At 66.3% G+C, this 24,118-nt stretch carries 28 protein-coding genes; 15 read left to right on the plus strand and 13 right to left on the minus strand.

Annotated features, from left to right (window positions below):
- Nucleotides 1–23: 23 nt before the first annotated feature.
- Together ACO07K_RS21630 and ACO07K_RS21635 are read left to right on the plus strand one after the other, a co-directional pair.
- On the plus strand, nt 24–947 hold the full coding sequence (locus tag ACO07K_RS21630) for a hypothetical protein (RefSeq protein ID WP_422031499.1): 924 nt from the start codon (nt 24–26) through the stop codon (nt 945–947).
- Between the two features lie 29 nt (nt 948–976).
- The gene (locus ACO07K_RS21635) at nt 977–1,951 is read left to right on the plus strand and encodes a Bug family tripartite tricarboxylate transporter substrate binding protein (RefSeq protein WP_422031501.1); all 975 of its coding nucleotides are present in this window, start codon (nt 977–979) and stop codon (nt 1,949–1,951) included.
- Between the two features lie 6 nt (nt 1,952–1,957).
- On the opposite strand, the gene ACO07K_RS21640 is transcribed toward ACO07K_RS21635, so the two are convergent.
- Entirely contained in the window at nt 1,958–2,542 is a 585-nt protein-coding gene (locus ACO07K_RS21640; protein ID WP_422031503.1) for a general stress protein, read from the minus strand.
- Nucleotides 2,543–2,564: 22 nt separating this feature from the next.
- The gene (locus tag ACO07K_RS21645) at nt 2,565–3,026 is read right to left on the minus strand and encodes a hypothetical protein (RefSeq protein WP_422031505.1); all 462 of its coding nucleotides are present in this window, start codon (nt 3,024–3,026) and stop codon (nt 2,565–2,567) included.
- A 145-nt stretch (nt 3,027–3,171) separates the two neighbouring features.
- Here ACO07K_RS21645 and ACO07K_RS21650 point away from each other — a divergent pair, with 145 nt between their 5' ends.
- On the plus strand, nt 3,172–3,321 hold the full coding sequence (locus tag ACO07K_RS21650; RefSeq protein WP_298318698.1) for a hypothetical protein: 150 nt from the start codon (nt 3,172–3,174) through the stop codon (nt 3,319–3,321).
- Nucleotides 3,322–3,398: 77 nt separating this feature from the next.
- The gene (locus ACO07K_RS21655) at nt 3,399–3,566 is read left to right on the plus strand and encodes a hypothetical protein (protein WP_422031508.1); all 168 of its coding nucleotides are present in this window, start codon (nt 3,399–3,401) and stop codon (nt 3,564–3,566) included.
- 11 nt (nt 3,567–3,577) lie between these two features.
- Here the strand turns inward: ACO07K_RS21655 and ACO07K_RS21660 are convergent, their stop codons facing one another.
- The 4 genes from ACO07K_RS21660 to ACO07K_RS21675 all read right to left on the minus strand — a co-directional run bounded on the left by ACO07K_RS21660 (nt 3,578) and on the right by ACO07K_RS21675 (nt 7,923).
- Entirely contained in the window at nt 3,578–4,420 is an 843-nt protein-coding gene (locus tag ACO07K_RS21660; RefSeq protein WP_422036688.1) for a carbohydrate ABC transporter permease, read from the minus strand.
- A gap of 46 nt (nt 4,421–4,466) precedes the next feature.
- Nucleotides 4,467–5,423 (minus strand): carbohydrate ABC transporter permease, encoded by a 957-nt coding sequence (locus ACO07K_RS21665; protein ID WP_422031510.1) that lies wholly within the window; start codon nt 5,421–5,423, stop codon nt 4,467–4,469.
- Nucleotides 5,424–5,490: 67 nt separating this feature from the next.
- Nucleotides 5,491–6,822 carry an ABC transporter substrate-binding protein gene (locus ACO07K_RS21670; protein ID WP_422031512.1) on the minus strand — a complete coding sequence of 444 codons (1,332 nt, stop codon included), beginning with the start codon at nt 6,820–6,822 and terminating at the stop codon, nt 5,491–5,493.
- Between the two features lie 48 nt (nt 6,823–6,870).
- On the minus strand, nt 6,871–7,923 hold the full coding sequence (locus ACO07K_RS21675) for an ABC transporter ATP-binding protein (protein ID WP_422031514.1): 1,053 nt from the start codon (nt 7,921–7,923) through the stop codon (nt 6,871–6,873).
- A gap of 207 nt (nt 7,924–8,130) precedes the next feature.
- On the opposite strand from ACO07K_RS21675, the gene ACO07K_RS21680 reads away from it, so the two are divergent.
- The 5 genes from ACO07K_RS21680 to ACO07K_RS21700 all read left to right on the plus strand — a co-directional run bounded on the left by ACO07K_RS21680 (nt 8,131) and on the right by ACO07K_RS21700 (nt 11,140).
- Nucleotides 8,131–8,529: a DoxX family protein gene (locus ACO07K_RS21680; protein WP_422031516.1), complete on the plus strand. Its 399-nt coding sequence runs from the start codon at nt 8,131–8,133 to the stop codon at nt 8,527–8,529.
- Nucleotides 8,530–8,637: 108 nt separating this feature from the next.
- Entirely contained in the window at nt 8,638–9,633 is a 996-nt protein-coding gene (locus tag ACO07K_RS21685; protein WP_422031518.1) for a Bug family tripartite tricarboxylate transporter substrate binding protein, read from the plus strand.
- A gap of 13 nt (nt 9,634–9,646) precedes the next feature.
- The gene (locus ACO07K_RS21690; protein ID WP_422031520.1) at nt 9,647–9,985 is read left to right on the plus strand and encodes a Lin0512 family protein; all 339 of its coding nucleotides are present in this window, start codon (nt 9,647–9,649) and stop codon (nt 9,983–9,985) included.
- Between the two features lie 13 nt (nt 9,986–9,998).
- Nucleotides 9,999–10,352: a Lin0512 family protein gene (locus ACO07K_RS21695; protein WP_422031522.1), complete on the plus strand. Its 354-nt coding sequence runs from the start codon at nt 9,999–10,001 to the stop codon at nt 10,350–10,352.
- A gap of 5 nt (nt 10,353–10,357) precedes the next feature.
- Nucleotides 10,358–11,140: a glutathione S-transferase family protein gene (locus tag ACO07K_RS21700; RefSeq protein WP_422031524.1), complete on the plus strand. Its 783-nt coding sequence runs from the start codon at nt 10,358–10,360 to the stop codon at nt 11,138–11,140.
- A 7-nt stretch (nt 11,141–11,147) separates the two neighbouring features.
- Here the strand turns inward: ACO07K_RS21700 and ACO07K_RS21705 are convergent, their stop codons facing one another.
- The 6 genes from ACO07K_RS21705 to ACO07K_RS21730 all read right to left on the minus strand — a co-directional run bounded on the left by ACO07K_RS21705 (nt 11,148) and on the right by ACO07K_RS21730 (nt 16,245).
- On the minus strand, nt 11,148–11,372 hold the full coding sequence (locus ACO07K_RS21705) for a hypothetical protein (protein WP_422031526.1): 225 nt from the start codon (nt 11,370–11,372) through the stop codon (nt 11,148–11,150).
- 65 nt (nt 11,373–11,437) lie between these two features.
- Nucleotides 11,438–11,965, minus strand: a complete 528-nt coding sequence (locus ACO07K_RS21710) for a UGSC family (seleno)protein (RefSeq protein WP_422031528.1) — start codon at nt 11,963–11,965, stop codon at nt 11,438–11,440.
- A 10-nt stretch (nt 11,966–11,975) separates the two neighbouring features.
- Nucleotides 11,976–13,031: a hypothetical protein gene (locus tag ACO07K_RS21715; RefSeq protein WP_422031530.1), complete on the minus strand. Its 1,056-nt coding sequence runs from the start codon at nt 13,029–13,031 to the stop codon at nt 11,976–11,978.
- A 114-nt stretch (nt 13,032–13,145) separates the two neighbouring features.
- Nucleotides 13,146–14,066 (minus strand): LysR family transcriptional regulator, encoded by a 921-nt coding sequence (locus tag ACO07K_RS21720; protein WP_422031532.1) that lies wholly within the window; start codon nt 14,064–14,066, stop codon nt 13,146–13,148.
- Nucleotides 14,067–14,188: 122 nt separating this feature from the next.
- A complete protein-coding gene (locus ACO07K_RS21725) occupies nt 14,189–15,277 on the minus strand; it encodes an LLM class flavin-dependent oxidoreductase (protein WP_422031534.1) in 1,089 nt (362 codons plus the stop codon).
- A gap of 2 nt (nt 15,278–15,279) precedes the next feature.
- Nucleotides 15,280–16,245, minus strand: coding sequence for a Bug family tripartite tricarboxylate transporter substrate binding protein (locus tag ACO07K_RS21730; protein WP_422031536.1), 966 nt, complete (start codon nt 16,243–16,245; stop codon nt 15,280–15,282).
- A 96-nt stretch (nt 16,246–16,341) separates the two neighbouring features.
- Between ACO07K_RS21730 and ACO07K_RS21735 the strand changes: the two genes are divergently transcribed.
- Entirely contained in the window at nt 16,342–17,955 is a 1,614-nt protein-coding gene (locus tag ACO07K_RS21735; RefSeq protein WP_422031538.1) for a gamma-glutamyltransferase family protein, read from the plus strand.
- Between the two features lie 163 nt (nt 17,956–18,118).
- Here the strand turns inward: ACO07K_RS21735 and ACO07K_RS21740 are convergent, their stop codons facing one another.
- Nucleotides 18,119–18,583: a CBS domain-containing protein gene (locus ACO07K_RS21740; protein WP_422031540.1), complete on the minus strand. Its 465-nt coding sequence runs from the start codon at nt 18,581–18,583 to the stop codon at nt 18,119–18,121.
- Nucleotides 18,584–18,677: 94 nt separating this feature from the next.
- Here ACO07K_RS21740 and ACO07K_RS21745 point away from each other — a divergent pair, with 94 nt between their 5' ends.
- The 5 genes from ACO07K_RS21745 (at nt 18,678) to ACO07K_RS21765 (ending at nt 24,114) form a co-directional block, all read left to right on the plus strand.
- The gene (locus tag ACO07K_RS21745) at nt 18,678–20,273 is read left to right on the plus strand and encodes an ABC transporter substrate-binding protein (protein ID WP_422031542.1); all 1,596 of its coding nucleotides are present in this window, start codon (nt 18,678–18,680) and stop codon (nt 20,271–20,273) included.
- A gap of 96 nt (nt 20,274–20,369) precedes the next feature.
- Nucleotides 20,370–21,305, plus strand: coding sequence for an ABC transporter permease (locus ACO07K_RS21750; protein ID WP_422031544.1), 936 nt, complete (start codon nt 20,370–20,372; stop codon nt 21,303–21,305).
- On the plus strand, nt 21,302–22,156 hold the full coding sequence (locus ACO07K_RS21755; protein ID WP_422031546.1) for an ABC transporter permease: 855 nt from the start codon (nt 21,302–21,304) through the stop codon (nt 22,154–22,156). The genes ACO07K_RS21750 and ACO07K_RS21755 overlap by 4 nt, the downstream gene beginning before the upstream one ends.
- Before the next feature lie 10 nt (nt 22,157–22,166).
- Nucleotides 22,167–23,144 (plus strand): ABC transporter ATP-binding protein, encoded by a 978-nt coding sequence (locus ACO07K_RS21760; RefSeq protein WP_422031548.1) that lies wholly within the window; start codon nt 22,167–22,169, stop codon nt 23,142–23,144.
- A complete protein-coding gene (locus ACO07K_RS21765) occupies nt 23,137–24,114 on the plus strand; it encodes an ABC transporter ATP-binding protein (RefSeq protein WP_422031551.1) in 978 nt (325 codons plus the stop codon). Before ACO07K_RS21760 ends, ACO07K_RS21765 begins: the two co-directional genes overlap by 8 nt.
- The last annotated feature ends 4 nt before the right edge of the window (nt 24,115–24,118 follow it).

Consider the following 24,118-nt stretch of genomic DNA (forward strand, 5'->3'; position numbering starts at 1 on the left):
ATCGTTGGCGAGGAGATGAGTTCATGCGGGTAGTTTTCGCGGCGCTGCTGTCGGCGTTGCTGTTCATCGGATTTGCGACCGGCAGCTGGGCGCAGAACGGGCTGGAGCGCTTCGAGAAGGAGATCAAGCCCCAGTTCGCGCTCAAGACGCTGAGCTATGCCGGCGCCGAGCCGTTGGGCGCCACGGGATTCGTGCTGAAGGACGTGGTGGCCGTCGTGCCGGCCAATCCCGCGACCGGCGACAAGGAAAGCACGATCAGGATCGACAAGGTGACGGTCGACGACCTCGACTTCGAGCGCCTCCGGAAGGATTCCAAGGACGATCTCGCGCCGCGTTTTGCCAGGCTGAAAATGGAGGGGATGACCGGCGACGACGAGATGTTCACCGCCCTCGAGCCCTACGGGGTCCCCAAGGTGCCGTTCGACATCGCCCTCGACTATCGCATCGACCCAGCCGCCAAGGTTCTGACGCTCACCCTGCTGGAAGTGACCCTGCGAGGCCAGGCGCGCTTCGCCCTGTCGATGATCGTGGACGGGGTGAGCGACGATACCGACATGGACACCGCCAAGGACGAGGGCCGGCTGCGCAGCGCCTCCCTCACGATCGACGACAAGCAGCTGCTGGAGAGGCTCGTCCCCGCCCTTGCCAGCGAGGAGGGCATCAAGCCCGAGGAGCTGATCACCACCGCGCTCGACGCGCTGGCCGGCTTCGCGCGGGCACAGACCGGCCAAACACTGACGGCGCTCGACGCGCTCGCCTCCTTCGTCGGCGACTGGCAGGCGCCGAACGGACCGCTGGTGCTCGGCCTGAAGCCGACCAAAACCGCGGGCCTGGACGATCTCGACAAGATCATGGTGCCGGACGCACTCTCGACCCTCTTCGGCTTCACCGCCACCTATCCCGGTACCCGAAGCGGAGCCGCCAAGGCCGGCTCCAAGGGCAAGTAATCAATCAAGACGTGACTGGAGGAAACGAGATGAAGCGGCGTACCCTTCTGGCCGGCGCGGCGATGCTGCCGCTCGGCGTCCCCGTTCGGGCGCAGGAAGCCTTTCCGTCGCGGCCGATCACCATGATCGTGCCCTTCCCGCCCGGCGGCGTCGCCGACATCACGGGCCGGCCGACGGCTCACGTGATGGGCAAGCTGCTCAAGCAGTCTGTCGTCGTGCAGAACAAGGGCGGCGCCGGCGGCTCGGTGGGCACCGCGCAGGCCGCGCGCGCGGCACCGGACGGCTATACGATCCTGATGGCACTGTCGTCGATCTCGGTCCTGCCGGTGGCCGATCGCCTGCAGGGCCGTACGCCCGCCTATGAGCTCGACCAGTTTGCGCCGATCGCTCTGATCAGCGCCGATCCCACGGTGCTCGTGGTCAGCGCGGAGGGTCCGTACAAGACACTGAAGGATCTGGTCGAAGCCGCGAAGGCCAAGCCCGGGACCATCAACTATGGCTCCTCGGGCGTGTACGGCACGCTGCACGTGGCGATGGAGATCTTCGCCGATGCCGCCGGCATCAAGCTGTTCCACATTCCCTACCAGGGCGGCGGACCGGCGGTCGCGGCGCTGCTGGGCGGCCAGATCGACGCGTTGGCCTCGGGCCCGTCGGCCGCCATCGGCCAGATCAAGGCCGGCAAGATGCGGGCGCTCGCGGTCTGGGGCGACAAGCGCCTCGCTTCACTGCCCGATGTGCCGAGCATGAAGGAGCTGGGCTACGACGCCACCTTCTATATCTGGTCGGGGCTCTTCGCGCCCGCAGCCACGCCCTCCCCGATCCTCATGACACTGCGCGACGCGGCGCGTCGCACGGCTGAAGACCCCGAGTTCAAGGAAGCGATGGCCAAGGTCGAGACGCCGATCGCCTATCTCGATGCGCCGGCGTTCAAGACCTTCCTCGACAAGGACGCGGCACGGCTGAAAGTCGCCGTCGAGCGGATCGGCAAGGTGCCGGAGAAGTAAACACCTCTACGGGGTCGCGTAGGGCCGGCGCAGGCGCTCGATCTCTGTCTGGCTGGGCGTATAGGGCTCGGCCTGCGGATCGAAGCGCGTCCAGCCGGTGGTACGATAGTCGGCTTCGCGGGCGGCGTGATCGATGGGGCGATGCTGGTCCATGATCAGCAGCACGCGCTGCTCGTCGGCCTCGGAGGTGCGCATGCTCACCATCGTTCCGCCGCGGCGCACCGCCTCACAGTAGACCTCGGCCTCTCGTTGCGGCACACCGGACGACACCAGCGCGCCCACGAGGCCGCCGGTCGCGGCGCCGGCTGCGGCGCCGACCGCCGTCGCCGCCAGAGCGCCAGCGGCAACGACCGGCCCGAGCCCGGGAATGGCGATCATGCCCAGCCCTGCCAGCAGTCCCGCCGTGCCGCCGAGCGCTGCGCCGATGCCCGCAGCCGCGCCAGCAGGCTCCTCGCCCCGCGCCGTCTCCTCGCAGACATATCGGTTGGCGATGATGTTGATGTCCGACGGAGGCGCTCCGGCGGCTTCCAGTTCGGCCACGACCTGCCGGGCCTGTGCATACGTGTCATAGACGCGCGTGATGGTCTTCATGGTGGACCTCCCTGCCTGAGTGTTATTGCGAAACGACGTTGCCCTTGAAATCGATGGCGACGTTCACGGCTTCGTTGCCTCTGCGCGCCGCGCCTCGCCAGATGCCGTCGGCGTCCTTCGTGAGCGGCGCGATGTCCGTGTAGCCGGCGGCCACCGCACGGTCCTTGGCCTGGGCCTCGGTGAAGGAGTTGGCCCCCTTCAGGGGCGCACCGGGATCGGGGGCCCTCGCCTTGAAGACGTCAGCCCGGCAGGCCTGCATGAAGGCGTCCTGCGTGATGCGGCCGTCTGTCGGCTCGGCCTGGGCGCGAATACGGATGTAGGCGATGTACCGGTCGGCTTCAGGGCCTGCGACCACTCCGTCCTTGTTTGCGTCGGCCTGCGCCCACTCCGCCGCGCAGCCCGCCTCATCGGCAGCGAAGGCGATCGGCGGTACGGCGGCAAACACGCCCACGAGAATCGCTGTGCGTGCGAACTTGCCATTCATCGAATCCTCCCGGAATAGCGTCGTTTTTCCGTCATCCATCTCTCACCCCAAGAAACGGTGGGACGTGCAACCCCGTTCCCGTGGGAGGCGTTTTGATGGGTAGCGGTTGCCATTCCGGCGGTCGCGACGAACATGGAGAAACGCCATGAACGACCAGAAGCAGAATCCCTCGCAGCAGCAGGATCGTGATCGCCAGCAGCGCGAACAGGTCCAGCGCGAGCAGCAGCAGAAGCAGAACCAGCAGCCCAACCAGCAGCCTGGTCAGCCGCAGCAGCCGCAGAACAAGGATCGCTAGTCCTTGATCTCCTGAAGCCGAATGCCCGCCGAGAGGCGGGCATTCGTTTTTCGGCATTCGCGAAAGGAATATTGACGATGACGCTCTACGCAGCAGACACGCCGCGCGAAGTTCCCGCCGTGCCGCCCGTTCCCGGCAAGACCGATCCAGTGCCGCCCGAGATGCCGCTGCCGCCTGGCACGCCGGCACCGGAAGACATGCCGACGCCCGTGCCGCATCCGCAGGGCCCCGGCCCCGTGGCCTGACGCGGAGACGTTTACTCCTTCACCGCGCCGGTGAGGGAGGAGACGTAGTAGTCGACGAAGAAGGAATAGAAGATTGCCACGGGCAGCGAGCCCAGCAGTGAGCCCGCCATCAACGAGCCCCACTGGTACACGTCTCCTGAAACCAGTTCGGTCAGGATGGCGACCGGCACCGTCTTCTTCTCGCTGCTCTGGACGAAGGCGAGCGCGTAGATGAACTCGTTCCACGACAGCGTGAACGAGAAGATGCCGGCCGAGATCAGGCCGGGCACGGCCAGCGGCAGCGTGATGCGCCGCAGGATCTGCAGGCGCGTCGCGCCGTCGATCAGCGCGCATTCCTCGAGCTCGTAGGGAATGGACTTGAAGTAGCCGATCAGCAGCCAGGTGCAGAACGGCACCAGGAAGGTCGGGTAGGTCAGGATCAGAGCCAGCGGCGTGTCGAACAGGCCGAGCTGGTAGACCGTCGTTGCCAGCGGGATGAACAGGATCGACGGCGGCACCAGATAGGCGAGGTAGATGCCCAGTCCGACATACTGGCTCCCCCTGAAGCGCAAGCGCTGGATGGCGTACGCCGCCAGCACGCTGGAGAACAGCGACAGGAAGGTGGCGCAGAACGCCACGCCCATCGTGGTCATGAGCCACTTCGGATACGCCGTCTCGAACAGCAGCTTGTAGATGTGATCGAGCGTCGGGCTGCCGATGAGGAACGGATTGTAGGTCTTGTAGTCGTAGAGTTCCGCGTTCGGTTTGAACGCCGTGATCGCCATCCAGTAGAACGGGAAGAGCAGGATGATGACGAAGCAGATCAGCGGGACGTAGACCGTCACCATGCGGCGGCCGCGGCTCTCCCAGACCATGTCGTCGGGAGGCGCGGTGGCGCTGGTCGGCGTCGGCGCGGCGGCGTCAGTCACTGGCTTCTCCCTGCTGCCACTTGCGGCGCGCGAGCGCGAAGTAGCTGAACAGCGTTGCGAACACGAGGAAGGGAATCATGGCCACGGCGATGGCCGCGCCCTCGCCCAGTTCGCCGCCGGCGATGCCGCGCTGGAAGGCGAGCGTGGCCATCAGGTGGGTCGAGTTGATCGGCCCGCCGCGGGTGATGGCGTAGACGAGCTGGAAGTCGGTGAAGGTGAAGATGATCGAGAAGGTCATCACGATCGCCAGGATCGGCAGCAGCAGCGGGAAGGTGATGTAGCGGAAGCGCTGCCAGGCCGTGGACCCGTCCAGCAGGGCGGCCTCATAGAGCGACGGCGAGATGGTCTGCAGGCCGGCCAGCAGGGAAATCGCCACGAACGGAATGCCGCGCCAGATGTTGGCGGCAATCAGCGACCAGCGCGCCGGCCAGGTCGTGCTGAGGAAATCGAAGGGCTTCTCGCGGATGCCCACCACGTCGGTGGCGAGATAGGAGATGATCGAGAACTGCGGATCGTAGATCCACCAGAAGGCCAGCGCCGACAGCACGGTGGGCACGATCCACGGCAGCAGGATGATCGCGCGCAGCAGGTTCTTCATCGGCAGGTGCCGGTTCAGCAGCAGCGCCAGCCACAGGCCCAGCGCGAACTTACCGAACGTGGCGACGGCCGTATAGAAGACGCTGTAGAAGACCGCCGTCCAGAATTGCGGGTCCTCGAGCAGGTACTCGAAGTTGTCGAAGCCGATCCACTTGCCGGTGCGGCCGATCTTGGTGTCGGTGAAGGACAGCCAGATCCCCAGGCCCAGCGGATAGGTGAGGAACACCGTCAGCAGGCCGACGGCCGGCAACAGGCACATGAAAATCAGGAACGCCTTGTTGTCGAACAGGCGCGCCAGCCAACCCTGCTGTATTCGGGTCCGGTTCCAGTCGGTCATCGTGGCGACGGTCATCTTCCCTCCGGAGAGCGGGAACGGCGGCGCGACCGTCGGCCGGTCGCGCCGTTTCCTGGGCTGCGCCTTAGCGGTAGTAGCGGCGCGTGCGACGCTCCGCTTCCTTGGCGGCATCGGCCGGCGTCGCCTGGCCGGCGGCCACCGATGCGAACATCTGGACGAGGATGTATTCGGCGGCGACCGTGCCGGCGGCCTGGGTGATCGGGCCCTTGTAGCCGCTCCAGAAGCGGTTGTTCATGGTGCTGCGATAGATCGCGATCTTGGGATCGCTCGTCCACACCTTGCTCTTGTCGTAGGCGTTGAGCGGATGCGACCAGTAGCCGAGGCAGCCGGTCAGCCATGGGTCGTACTGCTCGGCCTCCATCATGAAGGTGAGATAGGCCTTGGCGGCATTGGGGAACTTGGTGTGCTTGAACACCATGGCGTTCAACACCGTGGCGCTCATCGGCGTCGAGCTGGCCACGCCCTGGGTCAGCAATGCGTGCTCGGTGTCGTCGGCGATCGCCTTGGTCGCCGGATCGTTCTTCAGCGCGAAGTACATCGACACGCCGTTGGCGGTGAAGAACAGCTCGTTCGAGGCATAGGCCCGGTTGTTGCTGATGTCGTTCCACGACATCGTGCCCGGGATGAAGGTCGGGTAGAGTTCCTTCATGTAGTTGAGCGCGTTGACGGTTTCCTTGCTGTTGATCGTGACCTTGCCGTCCTCGTCGACCAGCGAGCCGCCATGGGCCCACAGCATCCAGTTGGCGAAGCCGTTGGCGTCGCCCACCGCGTTGCCGAGCGCAAAGCCGGCCGGCTTCTTGATCTTCTGCAGCTGCTGGCAGAGCTTCAGCAGGTCGGGCAGCGTGGTCGGGACCTTGTCGTAGCCGGCTTCCTTCAGCGCCGAGACGCGATAGACCAGCGGGCCGCCTGTGCCGCCCATCGGGATGCCGATCCAGTTGTTGGTCTTGGCCTTCTTGCCGAACTTCTCGCCGAGGAACATCCAGCCGCCGTACTTCTTGCCGAGATACTCGGCGACGTCGCTGAGTTCGACCACCTTGTCGGCATAGATGTGGGGATCCTCGGCCCAGCCCAGGACGATGTCGGGGCCGGCACCGGTGTTGGCCGACACGGCGGTCTGCTGCCGGATGTCCTCCCAGCCCACGAAGTCGACCTTCACGTCGACGCCTGTTTCCTTGGCGAATTTGGCGCTGTTGGCGCGGAAGATCACCTCGTCGGGTTCCACGAAGCGCGCGGGGCGCAGGAGGCGGAGCGTCGCGCCCTTCTCGATCGGCAGCTTGGGCGCCGGCACGTCGGCCTTGGGAATCTCCGACTGGGCGTTGGCTGCGCGGCCCATCGCCATCGCCGCCGCGGCGGCACCGAGAATGATCGACTCACGCCGCCTGATGATGAACGCCATTGTTTCCTCCTTTGTTGATCTTTTGTCTGTCTTCTTCTTTCCCCGTTCTCAGAGGCGTTGGCCCGACTGATGGTCGAACAGATGGACCAGGGCGGGATCGGGCCTCACGGGCAGGATCTCGCCGGGCTTCGCCGTAACACGCTCGCGGAAGGCGCCGATGACCGCCTGGCCGCCGATCCGCATCATGACCTGGGTCTCCGAGCCGGTCGGCTCGACCACCTGGACGGTGGCCGGGATGCCGCCGGGATCGAGCATCAGATGCTCGGGCCGCACGCCGTAGACGGCGGGACCGTCGGCCGGACGGCCGCCCTTGGTCGGCAACGGCCAGGCCGTCCCGTCTTCCATGCGAAGCGCGCCGTCCGAGACGGTGCCTTTCACCATGTTCATGGCCGGCGAGCCGATGAAGCCCGCGACGAACAGGTTGGCCGGCCGGTCGTAGAGTTCGAGCGGCGCACCGATCTGCTCGATATGGCCGTTGTTCATGACCACGATCTTGTCGGCCATGGTCATCGCCTCGATCTGGTCGTGCGTGACGTAGACGGTCGTGACCGTGAGCCGCTGGTGCAGTTCCTTGATCTCCGAACGCATCTGGACGCGCAGCTTGGCGTCGAGGTTGGAGAGCGGTTCGTCGAACAGGAAGACCTGGGGATTGCGCACGATGGCGCGGCCCATGGCGACGCGCTGCCGCTGGCCGCCGGAGAGCTGACGCGGAAAGCGATGCAGGAGCTGCTCCAGGCCCAGGATCCTGGCGGCCCGGCCGACCTCCTCGTCCATCACCGACTTCGGCGCCTTCGCGAGCGTCAGCGAGAAGGCCATGTTGTCGTAGACCGTCATGTGCGGATAGAGCGCGTAGTTCTGGAACACCATCGCGATGTCCCGGTCCTTCGGTGGCACGGTGTTGACCACCCGCCCGCCGATCGCGATCTCGCCCGACGTGATGTTCTCCAACCCGGCGAGCATGCGCAGCAGGGTGGACTTGCCGCAGCCCGACGGGCCGACCAGCACCACGAACTCGCCATCGGCGATGTCGACACTGACGCCATGTAGAATCTCTACAGGACCGAACGCCTTCCGCACGTTGCGGACTTCGACCGTCGCCATATTTCCTCCACGCGCGCGGCCTGCGGCCGCTTATTGCTTGTAATTCTGCCGGTTCTTTCGACCGATCGTGCCCGATCATAGGCAAAGCCCGCGCGAAGCGCGAGCGCTCACTGACGGGATGGTAACCGGGTTACCGAGCAACCGCTTGTCGAAAGTCCGTGCCGCATTCAGGATGGGGGCCACATTCGCCTTTGGGGATTTTCTGCAATGAATTTCGACGCAATCGGGGCCGCCTGGGCACCGCGCCTGCTCAGTATCGTGCGCATCATGAGCGGCCTTCTGTTCCTTCAGCACGGTACCGCCAAGCTGTTGGCGTTTCCGGCCGGCGCCGTGCCGCCGAACTTCACCCTCATGTCGATGCCGGGCTATGCCGGCATGATCGAATTCGTCTGCGGCATCCTGCTGGTCATCGGCCTGTTCAGCCGCCCCGCGGCGTTCATCGCCTCCGGCATGACGGCCGTGGCCTACTTCATGGTCCACGCCCCGATGGGCTTCTTCCCGATCCTCAACCGGGGCGAGTTGGCGGCCCTGTACTGCTTCGTCTTCCTCTACATCGCCGCGGCCGGCCCCGGCCCCTGGAGCATCGACGCCGCGCGCCGGAAGTAGGGCTTAACGCGCCTTCGCCGAATCGCTATGGAACGAACGGACGGCTGCCTCGTGCAGCCGTTTCGCCGTGTGCACGAGAAAAAGAAAAGAGAAGCAGGAGGAGCGTCCATGTCCCAGCCCGTCTCGATCAACCGCCGCCGCTTTGCCGCCCTGGCCGGCGCGACGGCGCTCAGCGCCCCCCTCATCGTCCCCGGGATCGCCCGCGCCCAGGCCCGCTGGAAGCCCGAGAAGCCGATCACGATCTACAACCCCTTCGCCGCAGGCGGCGTCACCGACGTCCACATGCGCCTGCTCGCGGAAGCCGTGGGCAAGATCCTGGGCCAGCAGATCATCATCGACATCAAGCCGGGGGCAGCCGGCACGCTGGCACCGGCCATGCTGCTGAACGCCAAGCCCGACGGCTACACGCTGGCGGTCATGAGCATCAACACGCTGCGCTATCCGCACTATCAGCAGACCAACTGGAATCCGCTGACCGACTTCACCTACATCACCGGCCTGTCGGGCTACACGATGGGCATCGTCGTGCGCTCCGACTCTCCCTGGAAAACCTTCCAGGACATGATCGCCGCGGGCAAGAAGGATCCGGACAAGTACAATTACGGCACCTCGGGCGTCGGCGGCACCGGCCAGCTCATGATGATCGAGGTCGAGCAGGCGACCGGCGCGAAGTTCACCCATGTCCCCTACAAGGGCGGTGCCGAATGGATGCAGGCGCTGATGGGCGGCGAGATCCAGTTCATCGCGGACGCGGCCCAGTGGGCGCCCTTCGTCGACGACGGCAAGTGCCGCATCCTGGCCTTCGCGACCGAGAAGCGCATCCCGCGCTATCCCGACGTACCGACGATGATCGAACTCGGCGTCAACGTGGTCGGCCAGAGCCCCTACGGCCTGCTCGGCCCCAAGGGCATGCCGCCAGCGATCGTCGACACGCTCTACCAGGCCTTCAAGCAGGCCTCGACCGAGCCGAAGGTGCTGGAGTACCTCGCGAAGTTCATCCAGGTGCCGTGGGACAAGAACCCCGCAGAATTCCGCGCCTTCGCCGAGAAGTACTATGCCGAAGTGAAGCCGCTGCTCATCAAGGCAGGCCTCGCGAAGCCCTGAACAGGAGATAGCCATGGCGTTGAAGAAGGTAGCCCTCGAGATCGGCATGGGCACCGACATACGGGGCGGCGACTACACCAAGGCCGCCGTCCGCGCCCTGCGTGACGCGCTGTGGCACAACTCGCTCACCGTCGCGACGGCGCTCGGCAAGTCGAGCGACGACATGGTGGTCGAGGTGCTGATCGGCGTGCCCCGGCCCGACCAGGTCGACACGGCCGAGGTGCTGGCGGTCCTGCCGCACGGCACCGGCACGGTGAAGGTGGTCGAGGGCGGTCTGGAGATCGAAAACGAAGCCGGCACAGACAAGACGGTGATCGCCCAGGCCGCCGCCATCGTCCGACTCGACCTGTAAGGGAGCCAAGACCATGACCGCCAAGCGCGTGATCCTCGAACTCGGCACCGGCAACGATCTGCACGGCGGCGACTATACCAAGGCGGCCTTGCGCGCTGTGCAGGACGCCCTGCACCATTCCTCGCTCGCGATGATCCGGACCCTGAAGATCGACACCAAGACCGGCATGTTCGTCGACGTCACGATCGGCGTGCAGCAGCCCGACAAGGTCGACGCAGAAAAGGTGAAGGCCTCCCTGCCCCACGGCATCGTGACCGTGAAAGTAGTCAAGGGCGGGCTCGATATCGCCGATCCCGAGAACAACGACCCCGCGGTGATCGCCAGCGCCGCGGTCGCGGTCCGGATGGAGATTCCTCAAGCGAAGTGAGCATCATGCTGCTCTACGAACATCCGCTCTCGTCCTACGCCCAGAAGGTGAAGATCGCGCTGCGCGAGAAGGGACTCGACTTCACGGTCGAGACACCGGCCGCGCTCGGCACCGGCACGGCCGGTGGCGCGTTCGCGGCGGCCAGCCCGCGCAACGAGGTGCCGACGCTGATCGACGGCGAGGCGCGCATCTTCGATTCGACGATCATCCTCGAGTATCTCGAGGACAAGTATCCCTCCCCTCCGCTGCTACCACGCGATCCGGCGGCGCGCGCCGAGGCGCGGATGATCGAGGATCTCTGCGACACGCTCTACGAAGCGGTGAACTGGGGCCTGAGCGAAATCCGCTGGTTCAAGCGCGCCGAGGGCGAGCAAGCGGAGAAGATGAAGGCGACCGCCGCGCGGCAGACCGCCGAACTGCAAGCCTGGCTTGCCGACAAGCTCGGCGATCGCCCCTGGTTCAACGGCGACAGTTTCGGCTGGGCCGACCTCAGCGTGGCGCCCTACCTCAATCGCTCGTTCTTCTACGGCTTGGGAACGCCGGCCGGGTCATCGCTGGCGAAGTGGCGCGAACGCCTCATCGAACGTCCATCGGTTGCCGCCACCTTCGAGGAGTTCGAGGCCGCCGCCGCCGGCATGGCAAGCGCAGCCGAACGCCTCGCGTCGGGGCAGATCCGACGCGAGTATCGCGATCATCGCCTGGAATGGATGATGAAATCGGGCGGCCAGCAGGTCGTCCTCGACGGCCTGGCCAGGAACAACATCCGCTTCACTTGGCCGCTGGGCTGAAAACCCCTTAGCTCCGCGCGGCGCGGCCCATGAACAGGAGGCCGGCGCCCGCGATCACGGCGACGATGCCGGCGATGGTCGGGATCGGGATGGTACGTTGCTCGTCCGCCGTGACCTTGAGCGGGCCGGCGTCGACGATGGTCTTGCGTTCGGTGAAAGAGATATTGTCGATCGCCAGGCCGGCGATGCCGATCGCGATCAGAAGGACGCCCAAAATTGCCATCGGCTTCATGCCGTAAACTCCCTTATGGTTCCCCGGACAACGCAAAATGCCGTCCGGGGTTGCCGAGCGGGAGCTCAGGCCTTGGGCCGGACCAGCATGGCCAGGCCCTGCTCGATGGCCGTGCGGGCCATGGCGCGGAGCTGGTCGTCGGTCGCGCTGCTGACCGGATGGCCGATCTGGGCGAAGCCGTAGCCCGGCATGCCGAGCACGCGGCTCATCATGTCGGCAGCACTGGCGAACCGGGTCGTCATCACGCTGAACGCGGGAACGTCGAGTCTTTCAGCGGTAACCGAGTCGTGCAGACTGCACGATGAACAGCTGCCTCAATCCCCCAGGCCGGAGACGACGGCATCCCAGCCCTTGATCTCCGCCACGATGTGGGGATCGGCCGGGGCGCTGTAGTTCGACTTGGTGCGGCTCACCACCTGGGCGACGCCGTATTCCTCGCGCAGGATCTGATCGAGGTGCCTGAAGAAGCCCTTGGTGCCTTCCTTGCCGTTCGAGATGAAGCCGATGGTCTTGCCCTCCAGCGTGTCGAGGCGCGGCGCGAGCTGGCCGGCCGGCGGGGCGGTGCCCGGCGTGGGGTCGAGAACTTCGAACATGTGTTTCCTCTTACTTCTTGGGAGGTTCGCAATCGACGCAGACGCCAATCGGCAACGTCACGGCATAGCTCTTGTTGCCCAGCCAGGGCGGGATGACGGCGCCGAAGCCGCCTGCCGGGCCGCCCGCCGCCACGACCAGGAGCTGGTCGGGCGAATCCATGGCCGTATAGACACTGTCGCCGCGGTCGCGGACGACGGCGCCCTTGCCGACATCGGCCCATTCGCGGCGATGGATGCGCGCGCGCTCATGGATGAAGGTCGCAATGTCGGCCTTGGTCCAGCCGCCGGCCTGCAGATGCTCGCGCAGCTGCTTGGGGATGATCAGCGCGTAGTTGCCGGGATGGATCGAGTAATGGCGCATGTTGGCGCGCATCTCGGCCGCGAAGGTTTCCAAGATCTCCTCGGGCTTGGTCGTCCATTCGTTCATGAGCTGGCGCGGCGCGCCGGCCGCCAGCACGGTCACCGAGGACGCGCCCTTGGGCACGCCGCGATGCTCGGCCAGCGGCAGCCAGCTCGTGTCCTCCTCGTCCTCGGCGATGCAGTAGCTGAACTTGCCGGGATGGCCGAGGGTCGAACGGTCGATCACGCCCGGCCGGTCGTCCAGCAGGTTGATCAGGCAGAGCCGGATGGCGCGGCCGATGACCGCCGTCGCCCGGTCGGAGTTGGCGAGCGCGTTGAACGAGCCGCTGGCGCCAATCTCGAGCCGGATCGGCCCGTTCAAGATGACCAGCACCGCGCAGCCGCCGGTGCTCGCCGTGGCGCCATGCATCAGGAATTCTTCCTGCATCATGGCGGTCCAGGCCGTCACGACGACCGGGAAGTGCATGGGCAGGCAGCCCGCCATCACGGCGTTGATCGCGAGCTTCTCGGCGGTAATGGCGAGGCCGCGCACCGGCTCGATGCCGATCAGCTGGTCGGGCGGCATCATCACCCATTCGAGGCATTCCTGAACCGCCTCGCGCGTCGGCGGCACGATGGGCAGACCGTCGGTCCAGCCGTTGGAATGATAGAGTTCCTGGACAGCCGAAATGCTGTCGGCCGAGTAGGATCGGGATGCAAACTGCACGTCGTTTCCTCCACCGCTCCGGGCACATGACACCGGACGGCTTGCCGGCAGAATAGACTTCTGCGCGCCTATGCCAACCGCAAGCTGATAGCCTGGATTATTCCATTTCGCGTATCAACGCGTGGCCGGCTTGGGCCATGATCGCCGCGCCAGAGCGAGGAAACCGGCCGCCGCCGGCGACGGTTCGCGCTCACGCAACAGGACGATGCCGAGCCGTCGCGACAGTTTCGGCTCGCCGAGCCGGATCGCGCGCAGGTCGCGGCCCAGGAAGTGGCCCGTCGCGCCGGTCGGGACGATGGCGAGGCCAACGCCCGCGCGCACGCAGCCCATCAAGGTCGCGAACTGACTGACCGTGGTCATCTGGCGCAACGCAACCCCTGCGACCGATGCGGCGGCATCGATCGTACGGCGGGTACGTGAATCGCCGGGCAGCGCCACCAGCGGCTCGTCTCGCAGCTCGGCAAGCGTCACCGTAGGACGGCTGGCCAGCCGATGGCGGCGCGGCACGACGAGACAGAAGGTCTCGCGCTGCAGCGCCTCGCCCGACATCGCATCGGGCAATTCATCGACATAGGCCAGGCCAAGATCGGCGACGCCGCTGCGCACCGCCTCGAGCACGCTGCCGTGCACGCCCTCCTGCACATGGATTTCGATGCCGGGCCGGTCGGCGCGATAGGCCGCGAGCAACAATGGCAAGGCGCCGCTCGCGACCGACATGATGCTGGCGATGGTCAGCCGGCCGCGCTGCTCCTCGGCGACCTCACGGATCGAACGCACGGTGATGCGAAGGTCGTTCAGCATGCGCTCGGCCACCGCCGCGAACTCGCGGCCGGCCGGCGTAATCTGGACATGGCGCGTGCTGCGCTCGAACAGGCGAACGCCCAGCGCGGTCTCGACACGCTTGATCGTTCGCGTCAGCGCCGGCTGAGAGATGCGCAGCCGGGCCGCCGCGGCGATGAAACTGCCATATTCGCCGACGGCGAGGACGGCCTCGAGCTGGCGGGCGCTGAAATCCGGCAGGGTCGGCTGGGCCATGGCAGCTCACGCTTTGAGAGAAGCGAAGTGAGGGATCCTGATCCAGGTCTACCGTGAAGACGGAGCGGGATCACCTTCCTCCCCATTCAAATGGGGAGGTGGCGGGCCGCGCTTCGCTCGGCCTACGCCGCCAGCATGCGCCCAGGATTGCGCTCGCGCAGGATCGGCATGATCCATTTGCCGAAGCGCTCCGCCTCCTCGTCGTGCAGGTAGCCCGACAGGCAGAAGGAGTGGCAGCCGAGGTCGATGAACTTCTGCAAGGTGTCGGCGCACTGTTCCGGATCGCCGACGATGGCGATGCCGGCGCCGGGGCGGACCTGGGTGATGCCGGTCCACAGATGCGGCTCGATGGTCTCGCCGATCGCCGCCAGCTCGCGCACGCGGCGGTTGGCCTCGGAAGTGGCGAAGCGTTCCTTCACGAAAGCCTTCTGCGCCTCGCTGGCATGCTCGACCAGCCCATGGGCGAAGTCCCAGGCTTCCTTCTCGGTCCGGCGGCACACGACCTGCAGGCGCATGCCGAAGCCGATCTCGTTCTCGCGGCCATGGCGCGCCGCCATCGACTTGATCTCGGCCATGTTGGCGCGGATGCGCTCGTAGGTGTCGCCCCAGAAGAGATGAACGTCGGAATGCTTCGCCGAAATCTCCCAGGCCTGCTTCGAGCCGCCGCCGAGATAGAAGCGCGGATGCGGCTGCTGCAGCGGATAGGGTCGGATCTGCGCGCCCTTGAGCTGGTAGAACTTGCCGTCGAAGTTCACCGGGCCGCGGGTCGTCCACAGCGCCTTCAGGATCGAGACTTCCTCGTCCATGATCTCGTAGCGCTCTTCCTTGCCCCACTTGATGCCTTCGGAGGCATTCTCGGCCTCGCTCTGGCCGGCAATGAGGTTGATGCAGATGCGGCCACCCGAGAGCTGATCGAAGGCGGTGATCATCTTGGCCAGCAGCACGGGATTGATGTAGCTCGGCCGTGCCGCCACCAGCATCCGCATCGTCTTGGAACGCGCCACCATCATGGCGCTGGAGATCCACGCCTCCCAGCAGGCGGTCTGGACCGGCACCAGCATGTATTCGAAGCCCGCCGCCTCGGCCGCGCCGACGATCCTGTCGAACAGCTCGAGCGAGGGCGCCACCTGCGCGCTCGGCAGCCCATAGGCGGTGGTGTCGCCGGCGGTGGGCAGGAACCAGCCGAATTCGAGACGCTTCTGCTCAGCCATCTTCATTCCTTCTCGATGCCGGCGGCCTTGGCGAGCCGGCCCCATTTCTCGATTTCCGACTTGATGAACGGCCGGACGTCTTCGGGCGCCTTGCGTTGGGGCTCGAACGAAATTCCCCGCAGGCGCTTGATCACCTCGGGATCGGTCACGACCTGCTGCACCGCCGTGTCGATCCGTGCCACGGTCTCGGGCGGCGTCTTGGCCGGCGCCATGATCACGAACCAGGCGTCGAGCGCGAACTGGCCCAGCCCCGCTTCCTGGAAGGTCGGAACCTCGGGCAGCAGCGGCGAGCGCGAGTCCGACGCCATCACCAGCGCTTTCACCTTACCCGCCTTCACCTGCGGCACCGCGATGGCCACGTCCGCGAAAGTCATGTCGATCTGGCCGGACAGCAGGTCTGCCAGCGCCTGCGGCGCAGACTTGTAAGGCACATAGGTGATCTCGGTGCCGAGGCGCTCCGCCAGCGTCGCGGTGATGACGCGCGCCGAGGGCGTGCCGGCGCCGGAGGTCAGCATCGGCTTGGCCTTGGCGCGCTTGATGAAGTCGGCAAGCGTATCCATGCCGACATCGGCGCGCACCAGCAGGACGAACTGGATGAAGCCGTAGAAGCCGGCCGGCGCGAAATCGACCAGCGAGTCATAGGGCAGCGACTTCATCAGGTTGGGATTGCCGGCATGCGTGGCGGCCGTGGCGATCATCAGCGTGTAGCCATCGGGGGCGGACTTGGCCACGTAGTTGGCGGCGATAGAACCGTTACCGCCGCCCTTGTTGTCGACGATCACCGGCTGGCCGAGACGCGGCGCGAGCTGCTCCGCCATGAGACGCGCCAACGTGTCGGTGGCGCTTCCCGCCGCATAGGGCACCACGATGGTGAGCGGCTTTGCGGGCCATGATTGAGCGCGTGCAGGAGATGCAGCGGCGGACGCTGCGGCGAGGATCGTCAAGGCTTTGCGCCGGCCGATTGTCATGCCGACCTTTATGCTAGCGGCAGCACCGATGCGCAATTGGCGCTGGTCGAGGCGCGAAAGAGGCGGCACGATCCGCGCGGCTCAAAGGGAGATCTCATGCTGCAACACGGCAGGCGTCCGACAATCGCATCGCGGCACGGCATGGTGGCGGCGGCTCATCCGCTGGCAGCGGCGGCCGGCGCGCGCATCCTGTCGAACGGCGGCAATGCCTTCGATGCGGCGGTTGCGACTGCAGCGGCACTGAACGTCGTCGAACCCTACATGTCCGGCCTTGCCGGTCGAGGCGTCGCGACCTGCTACATCGCCAGCGAAAAGCGTGTCCGCACGCTCGATTTCGTCGGGCCGATCTCCAAGAACTTCCCGGTCGACAAGCTCAGCAATCGCTCGCAACTGCAGCGCGGCGCCGTGGCCGTCGGGGCGCCGGGCAACCTCGCCGGCTGGTGCGAACTGAACCGCGCGCACGGCAGGAAGAAGCTGCCGGAACTGTTCGCGCCGGCGATCGCCCTCGCACGCGACGGCTTCCAGCTGATCGAATTCAACCTCGAGGAAATGCAGGCCATCGCCGGCGACCTCGCCGGCTACGAGGCGCTGCACCCGGAGTGGTCGCGGGTCTATACCGGCGGCGCCGGCACCGTGAAGCCGGGCTTCGTGCTGAAGCAGCCCGATCTCGCGCGCACGCTCGAGGCGCTGGCGAGCGAAGGCCCGGGCCTGCTCTACGGCGGCGCGCTCGGCCAGAAGATTCTCGACCGGCTGACCGAGCTGGGCGGCTGCATGGTCATGGACGACCTGCTGGCCGCCAAGGCCACCTGGCGCGACCCGGTCTCCGTCACCTATCGCGGGCGCACCGTCCACGTGCCGCCGCCGCCCTGCGAGGGCTTCCAGTTCCTGTTGACCCTGCGCATCCTCGAAGGCTTCGACCTCGCCGCGATGAAGCGCAATTCGACCGAGCATCTCGACACGGTGCTGCGCGCCGTCCGCCTCGCCGCCGGCGTGCGCATCGCGGCCGGCGTGCCGTCGCCGCAGAAGCTGGCGGAGATCCTGTCGGACGCGCACGTGGAGACGCTGCGCGCCCGCGTACGCGATGGCAAACCGGTGATCGGCCCGACCGAACAATGGACACCGCCGCAGCAGCCGGTGTCGCCGACCGACGAGAGTCACACGACCTCCTTCTCGATCGCCGACAACGAAGGCAACCTGATCTGCCTGACGCAGAGCCTGGGCAGTGTGTTCGGGTCCGGCGTCGTGGTGCCCGGCACCGGCCTCTGCCTCAACAACTTCCTCTACTGGGCCGACGTGAACCCGCAGAGCCCCAACCGCGTGAAGCCGGGCGACCAGCTGCCCATGTGCATGGCGCCCTCGATCTCGACCCGGGACGGCACTCCGATCCTCGCGCTGGGCACGCCGGGCAGCTACGGTATCCTGCAGACCCAGCCGCAGGCCATGGTCCAGCATGTCGATTTCGGGCTGCCGCTGCAGCAGGCGATCGAGGCGCCGCGCGGACGGTTGACCGACGGCGCCGCGGTGCTGCTGGAATCGCGCCTGTCGTCGGAGGTTCACGCCGACCTGCGCAAACTCGGCCACGAGGTCACGACCGGTCCGGAATGGACCTGGAGCGTGGGCGGTATGCAGGGCGTCGCGATCGATCCCGACACCGGCATCTTCACCGGCGGCTGCGACCCCCGCCGCGACGGCTACTGCGTTCCGGCGTAGAGGCGTTCTGTCTTAGAAAGCCCCCTCTAACCTCATCCGGAGGAGCGGCCGCAGGCCGCGTCTCGAAGGATGGGCAACACACGGTGTGCTCGTGCCCACCCTTCGAGACGCACTCCTTCGGAGTGCTCCTCAGGGTGAGGTCGCTATTGAGGATTCAAACAGGCTACTTCAGCGGCCGCGACGGCTCGGAGATCTCGGCCATGGCGGCGCCGACGCGGGCCTCGGCGGCGGCATCCGGCTCGGTGGCGATATCGCCCAGGGCCACGATGCCGGCCAGGTTCTTGTCGCGGTCTAGGATGACGAGACGCCGGACCTGCAGCACTTTCATGCGTTCGAGAACCTCCTCCGTCTCCTCGTCGCAGAAGGCGTAGGCGACGTCCTCGGTCATGCAGTCCTTCACCAAAGCGTCGATCGGCGACCAGCCGGCGGCAACCGCGCGGACCACGATATCGCGGTCGGTGATCGTGCCCACCAGCCGCTTGCCATCACAGACCGGTAGCGAACCGACGCCCATCGCCTCCATGGCTTCCGCGGCCGCCTGCAGAGAGGCATCGGGTGCGATCGTCTCGACCTCGCGCGTCATGATCTCGGAAACCTGCATGCGCGGGTAATGCGACTCTCGCGACATGGTTGCGATCTCTGTTTAGGCATTCCTCTTGCACGTAGAGGCAAGGCAGGATGGAATGCGTTCCAACAAGAACGTTCACGAGGGGGATGGGTTGATGCGTAAACTGGCATGGCTCGCGGTCGCCGCGATCGCCGTCATGGGCGCCGGCACGGCGAACGCGCAGGAGACGCCGCGCAAGGGCGGCACGCTTCGGATGACCGCGCCCTACGCCGCGAGCTTCGGCAGCCTCGACCCGCACGTGACGCCGCGGGCCCAGGACGACATCGTCGGCAAGGCGCTGCAGCGCTCGCTCTACAACTGGGATACCGCCGCCAACAAGCTGTCGCTGGAGCTGGCCAAGTCCGTCTCGGTGTCGGCCGACGGCCTTACCTACACCTACAAACTGCGCGACGACGCCTTCTTCCATAACGGCCGCAAGATGACGGCCGACGACGTGATCTTCTCCTTCACCCGCATCATGGACGGCAGCAAGGGATATCCCGGCGCCCGCTATGTCCGCCTGATCAAGGGCGCGGTCGATGTCGAGAAGGGCACCGCCAAGGAAATCTCCGGCCTGAAGAAGGTCGACGATTACACGCTCGAGATGACGATCACCGACCGTGTCGACCCCGGCTACTACTTCTTCGGCGGCTCGACCGCGATCCTGCCCAAGGAAGAGGTCGAGAAGGGCAACTATGCCTCCAATCCGGTCGGCCTCGGACCCTTCAAGTTCAAGGAGCACATTCCGGGCTCGCGCGTCTCGATGGACCGCTTCGACAAGTTCTACAAGACGGGGCAGCCCTATCTCGACAAGCTCGAGGTGCTGATCATGGCCGAGGCCGCGGCCCGCGACGTCGCCTTCCGCAACAAGGAGATCGACACCTCGATCCTCGGGCCGGCGCAGTACGTCGCCTATCGCGCCGATCCGCAGCTTTCCAAGGGTATCCTGGAAGTGGCCGAGATGTTCACGCGCTCGATGCACATGAACCTGAACTCGATCAAGCCGTTCCAGGACAAGCGGGTGCGTCAGGCGATCAACTACGCAATCGACTCCAACCTGATCATTTCGCGCCTGGTCAAGGACAAGGCCTATCGTGCCACCAGCTGGCTGCCGCCCTCGTCGGCCGCCTTCGACAAGACCATGAAGCCCTACCCCTACGATCCGGAGAAGGCCAAGAAGCTGCTGGCCGAGGCTGGCTTCCCCAACGGCTTCGAGTTCGAATGGACGACCAGCCAGAACGAGAGCTGGGGCCTGCCGATCGTCGAGGCGGTGATCCCGATGCTGGCGCGCGTCGGCATCAAGGCCAAGCCCAAGCTGGTCGAGGTCACGGTGCTGACCGAGATCCTGATGAAGGGCGACCACCAGTCGCTCATCGCCTCGAGCCTGACCGGCCCTGATTCGCTCGCCACCCTGCGCTGCTATTACTCCAAGACGCCGCGCACGGCCTGTAACTACACCGGCTTCAACAATGCCGAATTCGACAAGCTGCTCGACGATGCCGCCCAGGAAGGCGACATGGCCAAGCGCGACGCGATCCTGAAGAAGGCCAACAACCTGCTCTATGACGAGGCGCCGGTCTGGTTCTTCAACTACAACAAGGCGGTCCTGGCCTTTCAGCCGTGGGTCCACGGCCTGCAGCCCAACCCGACCGAGATCACGCACCAGTACCCGGAGAACATCTGGGTCGACGCAAGCTCCCCGGCCAAATAACGGCGGACAAAGAAAGTTAAGGGTCCCTCGCTGCGCTCGGGATGACAGCGCTTTTGTCATCACGAGCGCCAGCGAGGGACCTTTAGAATCCTCGCAATGCTCCTCGTCCTTGGCCGCCGCCTCGCCAACATCATCCCGACGATGCTCGCCGTCGTGGCGCTCGTCTTCCTGCTCTTCTCCGTCCTGCCGGGCAGCTTCATCTCCGGCATGAACGAGGACGGGCGCTCGACCATCGATCCCGCGGTCATGGAACGCATGCGCAAGGAGATGGGCCTCGACGATCCGCTGATCGAGCGCTTCGCCAAGTACGTGGCCGCGACCGCCACGGGCGACCTCGGCATCTCGTTCCGCACGCGCGAGCCGGTCACCAAGATGCTGGCCGGCCGCATCTGGCCGTCGCTTAAGCTGGTGCTCGCGGCCATGACCTTTGCCATCCTGGTCGGCGTCACGCTGGGCTTCCTCGCCGCGCTGAAACCCGGCAGCCTGATCGATACCGCCGCCATGGTCGGCGCCATTTCCGGCCTCTCGCTCAGCCAGTTCTGGTTCGGCCTGATGCTGATGTACCTGTTTGCGCTCAAGCTCCAGTGGCTGCCGAGCTTCGGCTACGGCGACGGCGGCCTGCGCAACCTCATCCTGCCGGCGATCGCGCTGGGCGTCGGGCCGATGGCCCTTCTCGCCCGCACCACGCGCGCCGCGGTGCTCGACGTGCTCAACGCCGATTTCGTCCGCACGGCGCGCAGCAAGGGCATGAGCGAGCGCCGCGTCGTCGAATGGCACGTACTGCGCAATGCGCTGGTCCTCGTCATCACCATCGTCGGCCTGCAGTTCGGCTCGCTGATGGGCCAGGCGGTCGTCGTCGAGAAGCTGTTCGCCTGGCCGGGCGTCGGTTCGCTGATGGTCGACTCGGTGTTCCAGCGCGACATGCCGACGGTCCAGGGCTGCATCCTGATGATCGTGCTGTTCTTCCTCGTCATCAACACACTGGTCGACATCGCCTATGTCGTGATCGACCCCCGGATCCGGTACCGATGAGCCTCGCCCTCAAGCTTCCCCGGTTGCGCCTGAAGGGCGGCGCCTCCCTCTGGGTGGGCGGCGGCCTGGTCGCCATCGCCATCTCCTCCGCACTTCTGGCGCCGTGGATCGCGCTGACCGATCCGGTGCTCGACGCCAACCTGATGAATGCCGAAATCCCGCCCTGCTGGGAGTTCCCCTTCGGCACCGACGCTCAGGGCCGCGACATCTACTCGCGCATCGTCTGGGGCGCGCGCGTGTCGCTGAGCGTCGGCATCATCAGCCAGGTCTGCAACAGCCTGATCGGCGTCACGCTCGGTCTCACCGCGGGCTACTGGGGCGGCTGGTGGGACGATCTGGTGAGCGGCCTCACCAACCTGATGCTGGCGATCCCGTCGCTGGTCTTCGCGCTGGCCATCATGGCGATCCTCGGGCCCGGCCTCTTCAGCCTGGTGATCGCGCTCGGCCTCACCAGCTGGTCCTATTCCTGTCGCATCGCGCGCGCCCAGGTCCTGTCGCTGAAGAGCCAGGGCTATATCCAGGCCGCGCGCATCCTGGGCTATGGCGACCTGCGCATCATGTTCACCCAGATCCTGCCCAACATCCTGGGGCCGCTGATCGTGATCGCGACCCTCGGCATGGGCGGCGCCATCCTTTCCGAAGCGGCCTTGTCGTTCCTCGGCCTCGGCATCCGCCCGCCCTTCCCGAGCTGGGGCAGCATGCTGTCGGAAGCGCGCGACCAGATCACGACGGCGCCCTGGCTGTCGGTGTTCCCGGGCCTCGCCATCTTCTTCACGGTGCTGGGCCTCAACCTGCTGGGCGACGGCCTGCGCGACTATCTCGACCCGCAATCGACGACGCGGCGCGGATGAGGCCGCGGGCATGACGACGCCTCTACTCAAGGTCGAGAACCTGCGCATCGCATTGGCCGGCGACGGCGTCACCTACGATGCCGTCGAAAACGTCTCGTTCGAGATCGGCCGCGGCGAAGCCTTCGGGCTGGTGGGCGAATCGGGCTGCGGCAAGAGCATCACCGCGCTGTCGGTGATGGGCCTGCTGCGCCGGCCGCTGTCGCTGGGCGGCGGCAAGATCATCCTCGACGGAAAGGAGATCCAGAACGTCTCCGCCGCCGAGATGCGCCGCCTGCGCGGCAAACGCATCGCCATGATCTTCCAGGAGCCGATGACGGCGCTCAATCCGCTATCGCCGGTCGGCAAGCAGATCGCCGAGATGTTCGTGCTGCATGAGGGCGCCAACTGGAACGAGGCGATGGACCGCGCCGAGGACGCGCTGCGCCAGGTCCGCGTGCCGTCGCCCGAGCGGCGCATCAAGGACTATCCGCACCAGCTCTCGGGTGGCATGCGCCAGAGGGTGATGATCGCCATCGCGCTGGCCTGCGGCCCCGACCTGCTGGTCGCCGACGAGCCGACCACGGCGCTCGACGTCACGGTGCAGGCCGAGATCATCGACCTGATGGCCGAGCTGTGCGCCGCCAAGGGCACGGCCGTCCTCATGATCAGCCACGATCTCGGCCTGGTCGCCAACATGTGCCAGCGGGTCGCGGTGATGTATGCCGGCCGCATCGTCGAGAGCCAGGTGGCCGATGCCATCTTCGCCACGCCGACCCATCCCTACACGCAGGGGCTGATCGATTCGCTGCCGCGGCTGGGCGAACGGGCGCGCCGCGGTCGCCAGAAGCTGCGCGAGATTTCGGGGGTCGTGCCGTCGATCGCGAACTATCCGGCCGGCTGCCGGTTCAATCCGCGCTGTCCTGCCGTCACCGATGTCTGCCGCACGATCGTGCCCGAGGCCACGCCGCTGCCGGCCGACGGCCTCGTAAGGTGCCATCACCATGGCTGAGTCCCTGCTTTCGCTCGACGACCTCGCGGTCCATTTCAAGGTCGGCAACGCGCTGGCCGGCGGCATCAAGACCCTGAAGGCAGTGGATGGGGTCACGCTCGACGTGAGGCCCGGCGAGTGCCTGGGCCTCGTGGGCGAATCGGGTTGCGGCAAGTCCACCCTCGCGCTCGCCATCATGGGCCTGCTGCCGCCGACGCGCGGCACGATGAACGTCGACGGCCAGCAGATTTCCGGCGCCACGCCGCCCGACCGCATGAAGATGGCGCGCACGGTCCAGATGGTCTTCCAGGACCCCTACGCCTCGCTCAATCCCCGGCAGACGGTGCGCCGCACGCTTGCCGATCCGCTGCGCCTGCACGGCATCACCGACAAGGCCGAGGTCGAGGCGCGGGTGATCGACATGATGGCCAAGGTCGGCCTGCGCCCCGAGCAGGCCGACCGCTACCCGCACGAATTCTCCGGCGGCCAGCGCCAACGGATCGGCATCGCCCGCGCCCTGATCCTGAAGCCCAAGCTGGTGCTGTGCGACGAGCCTGTGTCGGCACTCGACGTCTCGATCCGCGCCCAGATCATCAACCTCCTGCTCGAGCTCAAGGACGAGATGGGGCTGGCCTACATCATGATCAGCCACGATCTCGGCGTGGTCGAGCATGTGAGCGACCGCGTGGCGGTGATGTATCTCGGCCGGATCGTCGAGCAGGGCGGCTGGCAGGAGATCTTCGAGAATCCGCGCCACCCCTATACGCGCGCGCTGATCGCGGCGATCCCCGATCCGTTCCACCGCGCCGCGATCAGCGCCGATGCGAAGGCGCGGGGCGAGATCGCCAGCGCGCTCAACCCGCCCCCAGGCTGCCATTTCAATCCGCGCTGCCCCTTGAGCGCCGATATCTGCACGGCCGAGTATCCCGGGTTCGGCGAGGTGTCTCCGGGTCATCGCGCGGCTTGTCATTTTCGCGACCGCGTGGGTTGATGGG

This window comes from Reyranella sp., from assembly GCF_965228225.1.
Classification (GTDB): domain Bacteria; phylum Pseudomonadota; class Alphaproteobacteria; order Reyranellales; family Reyranellaceae; genus Reyranella.

What these genes read in the sequence shown, in the direction of transcription:
- ACO07K_RS21705 (WP_422031526.1), bottom strand. Translation starts at nt 11,372, where the DNA reads ATGAAGCCGATGGCAATTTTGGGCGTCCTTCTGATCGCGATCGGCATC.
- ACO07K_RS21670 (WP_422031512.1), bottom strand. Translation starts at nt 6,822, where the DNA reads ATGGCGTTCATCATCAGGCGGCGTGAGTCGATCATTCTCGGTGCCGCC.
- ACO07K_RS21765 (WP_422031551.1), top strand. Translation starts at nt 23,137, where the DNA reads ATGGCTGAGTCCCTGCTTTCGCTCGACGACCTCGCGGTCCATTTCAAG.
- ACO07K_RS21720 (WP_422031532.1), bottom strand. Translation starts at nt 14,066, where the DNA reads ATGGCCCAGCCGACCCTGCCGGATTTCAGCGCCCGCCAGCTCGAGGCC.
- ACO07K_RS21755 (WP_422031546.1), top strand. Translation starts at nt 21,302, where the DNA reads ATGAGCCTCGCCCTCAAGCTTCCCCGGTTGCGCCTGAAGGGCGGCGCC.
- ACO07K_RS21675 (WP_422031514.1), bottom strand. Translation starts at nt 7,923, where the DNA reads ATGGCGACGGTCGAAGTCCGCAACGTGCGGAAGGCGTTCGGTCCTGTA.
- ACO07K_RS21660 (WP_422036688.1), bottom strand. Translation starts at nt 4,420, where the DNA reads ATGGTCTGGGAGAGCCGCGGCCGCCGCATGGTGACGGTCTACGTCCCG.
- ACO07K_RS21650 (WP_298318698.1), top strand. Translation starts at nt 3,172, where the DNA reads ATGAACGACCAGAAGCAGAATCCCTCGCAGCAGCAGGATCGTGATCGC.
- ACO07K_RS21760 (WP_422031548.1), top strand. Translation starts at nt 22,167, where the DNA reads ATGACGACGCCTCTACTCAAGGTCGAGAACCTGCGCATCGCATTGGCC.
- ACO07K_RS21745 (WP_422031542.1), top strand. Translation starts at nt 18,678, where the DNA reads ATGCGTAAACTGGCATGGCTCGCGGTCGCCGCGATCGCCGTCATGGGC.
- ACO07K_RS21680 (WP_422031516.1), top strand. Translation starts at nt 8,131, where the DNA reads ATGAATTTCGACGCAATCGGGGCCGCCTGGGCACCGCGCCTGCTCAGT.
- ACO07K_RS21645 (WP_422031505.1), bottom strand. Translation starts at nt 3,026, where the DNA reads ATGAATGGCAAGTTCGCACGCACAGCGATTCTCGTGGGCGTGTTTGCC.
- ACO07K_RS21685 (WP_422031518.1), top strand. Translation starts at nt 8,638, where the DNA reads ATGTCCCAGCCCGTCTCGATCAACCGCCGCCGCTTTGCCGCCCTGGCC.
- ACO07K_RS21750 (WP_422031544.1), top strand. Translation starts at nt 20,370, where the DNA reads ATGCTCCTCGTCCTTGGCCGCCGCCTCGCCAACATCATCCCGACGATG.
- ACO07K_RS21725 (WP_422031534.1), bottom strand. Translation starts at nt 15,277, where the DNA reads ATGGCTGAGCAGAAGCGTCTCGAATTCGGCTGGTTCCTGCCCACCGCC.
- ACO07K_RS21735 (WP_422031538.1), top strand. Translation starts at nt 16,342, where the DNA reads ATGCTGCAACACGGCAGGCGTCCGACAATCGCATCGCGGCACGGCATG.
- ACO07K_RS21730 (WP_422031536.1), bottom strand. Translation starts at nt 16,245, where the DNA reads ATGACAATCGGCCGGCGCAAAGCCTTGACGATCCTCGCCGCAGCGTCC.
- ACO07K_RS21635 (WP_422031501.1), top strand. Translation starts at nt 977, where the DNA reads ATGAAGCGGCGTACCCTTCTGGCCGGCGCGGCGATGCTGCCGCTCGGC.
- ACO07K_RS21640 (WP_422031503.1), bottom strand. Translation starts at nt 2,542, where the DNA reads ATGAAGACCATCACGCGCGTCTATGACACGTATGCACAGGCCCGGCAG.
- ACO07K_RS21700 (WP_422031524.1), top strand. Translation starts at nt 10,358, where the DNA reads ATGCTGCTCTACGAACATCCGCTCTCGTCCTACGCCCAGAAGGTGAAG.
- ACO07K_RS21630 (WP_422031499.1), top strand. Translation starts at nt 24, where the DNA reads ATGCGGGTAGTTTTCGCGGCGCTGCTGTCGGCGTTGCTGTTCATCGGA.
- ACO07K_RS21740 (WP_422031540.1), bottom strand. Translation starts at nt 18,583, where the DNA reads ATGTCGCGAGAGTCGCATTACCCGCGCATGCAGGTTTCCGAGATCATG.
- ACO07K_RS21665 (WP_422031510.1), bottom strand. Translation starts at nt 5,423, where the DNA reads ATGACCGTCGCCACGATGACCGACTGGAACCGGACCCGAATACAGCAG.
- ACO07K_RS21695 (WP_422031522.1), top strand. Translation starts at nt 9,999, where the DNA reads ATGACCGCCAAGCGCGTGATCCTCGAACTCGGCACCGGCAACGATCTG.
- ACO07K_RS21690 (WP_422031520.1), top strand. Translation starts at nt 9,647, where the DNA reads ATGGCGTTGAAGAAGGTAGCCCTCGAGATCGGCATGGGCACCGACATA.
- ACO07K_RS21655 (WP_422031508.1), top strand. Translation starts at nt 3,399, where the DNA reads ATGACGCTCTACGCAGCAGACACGCCGCGCGAAGTTCCCGCCGTGCCG.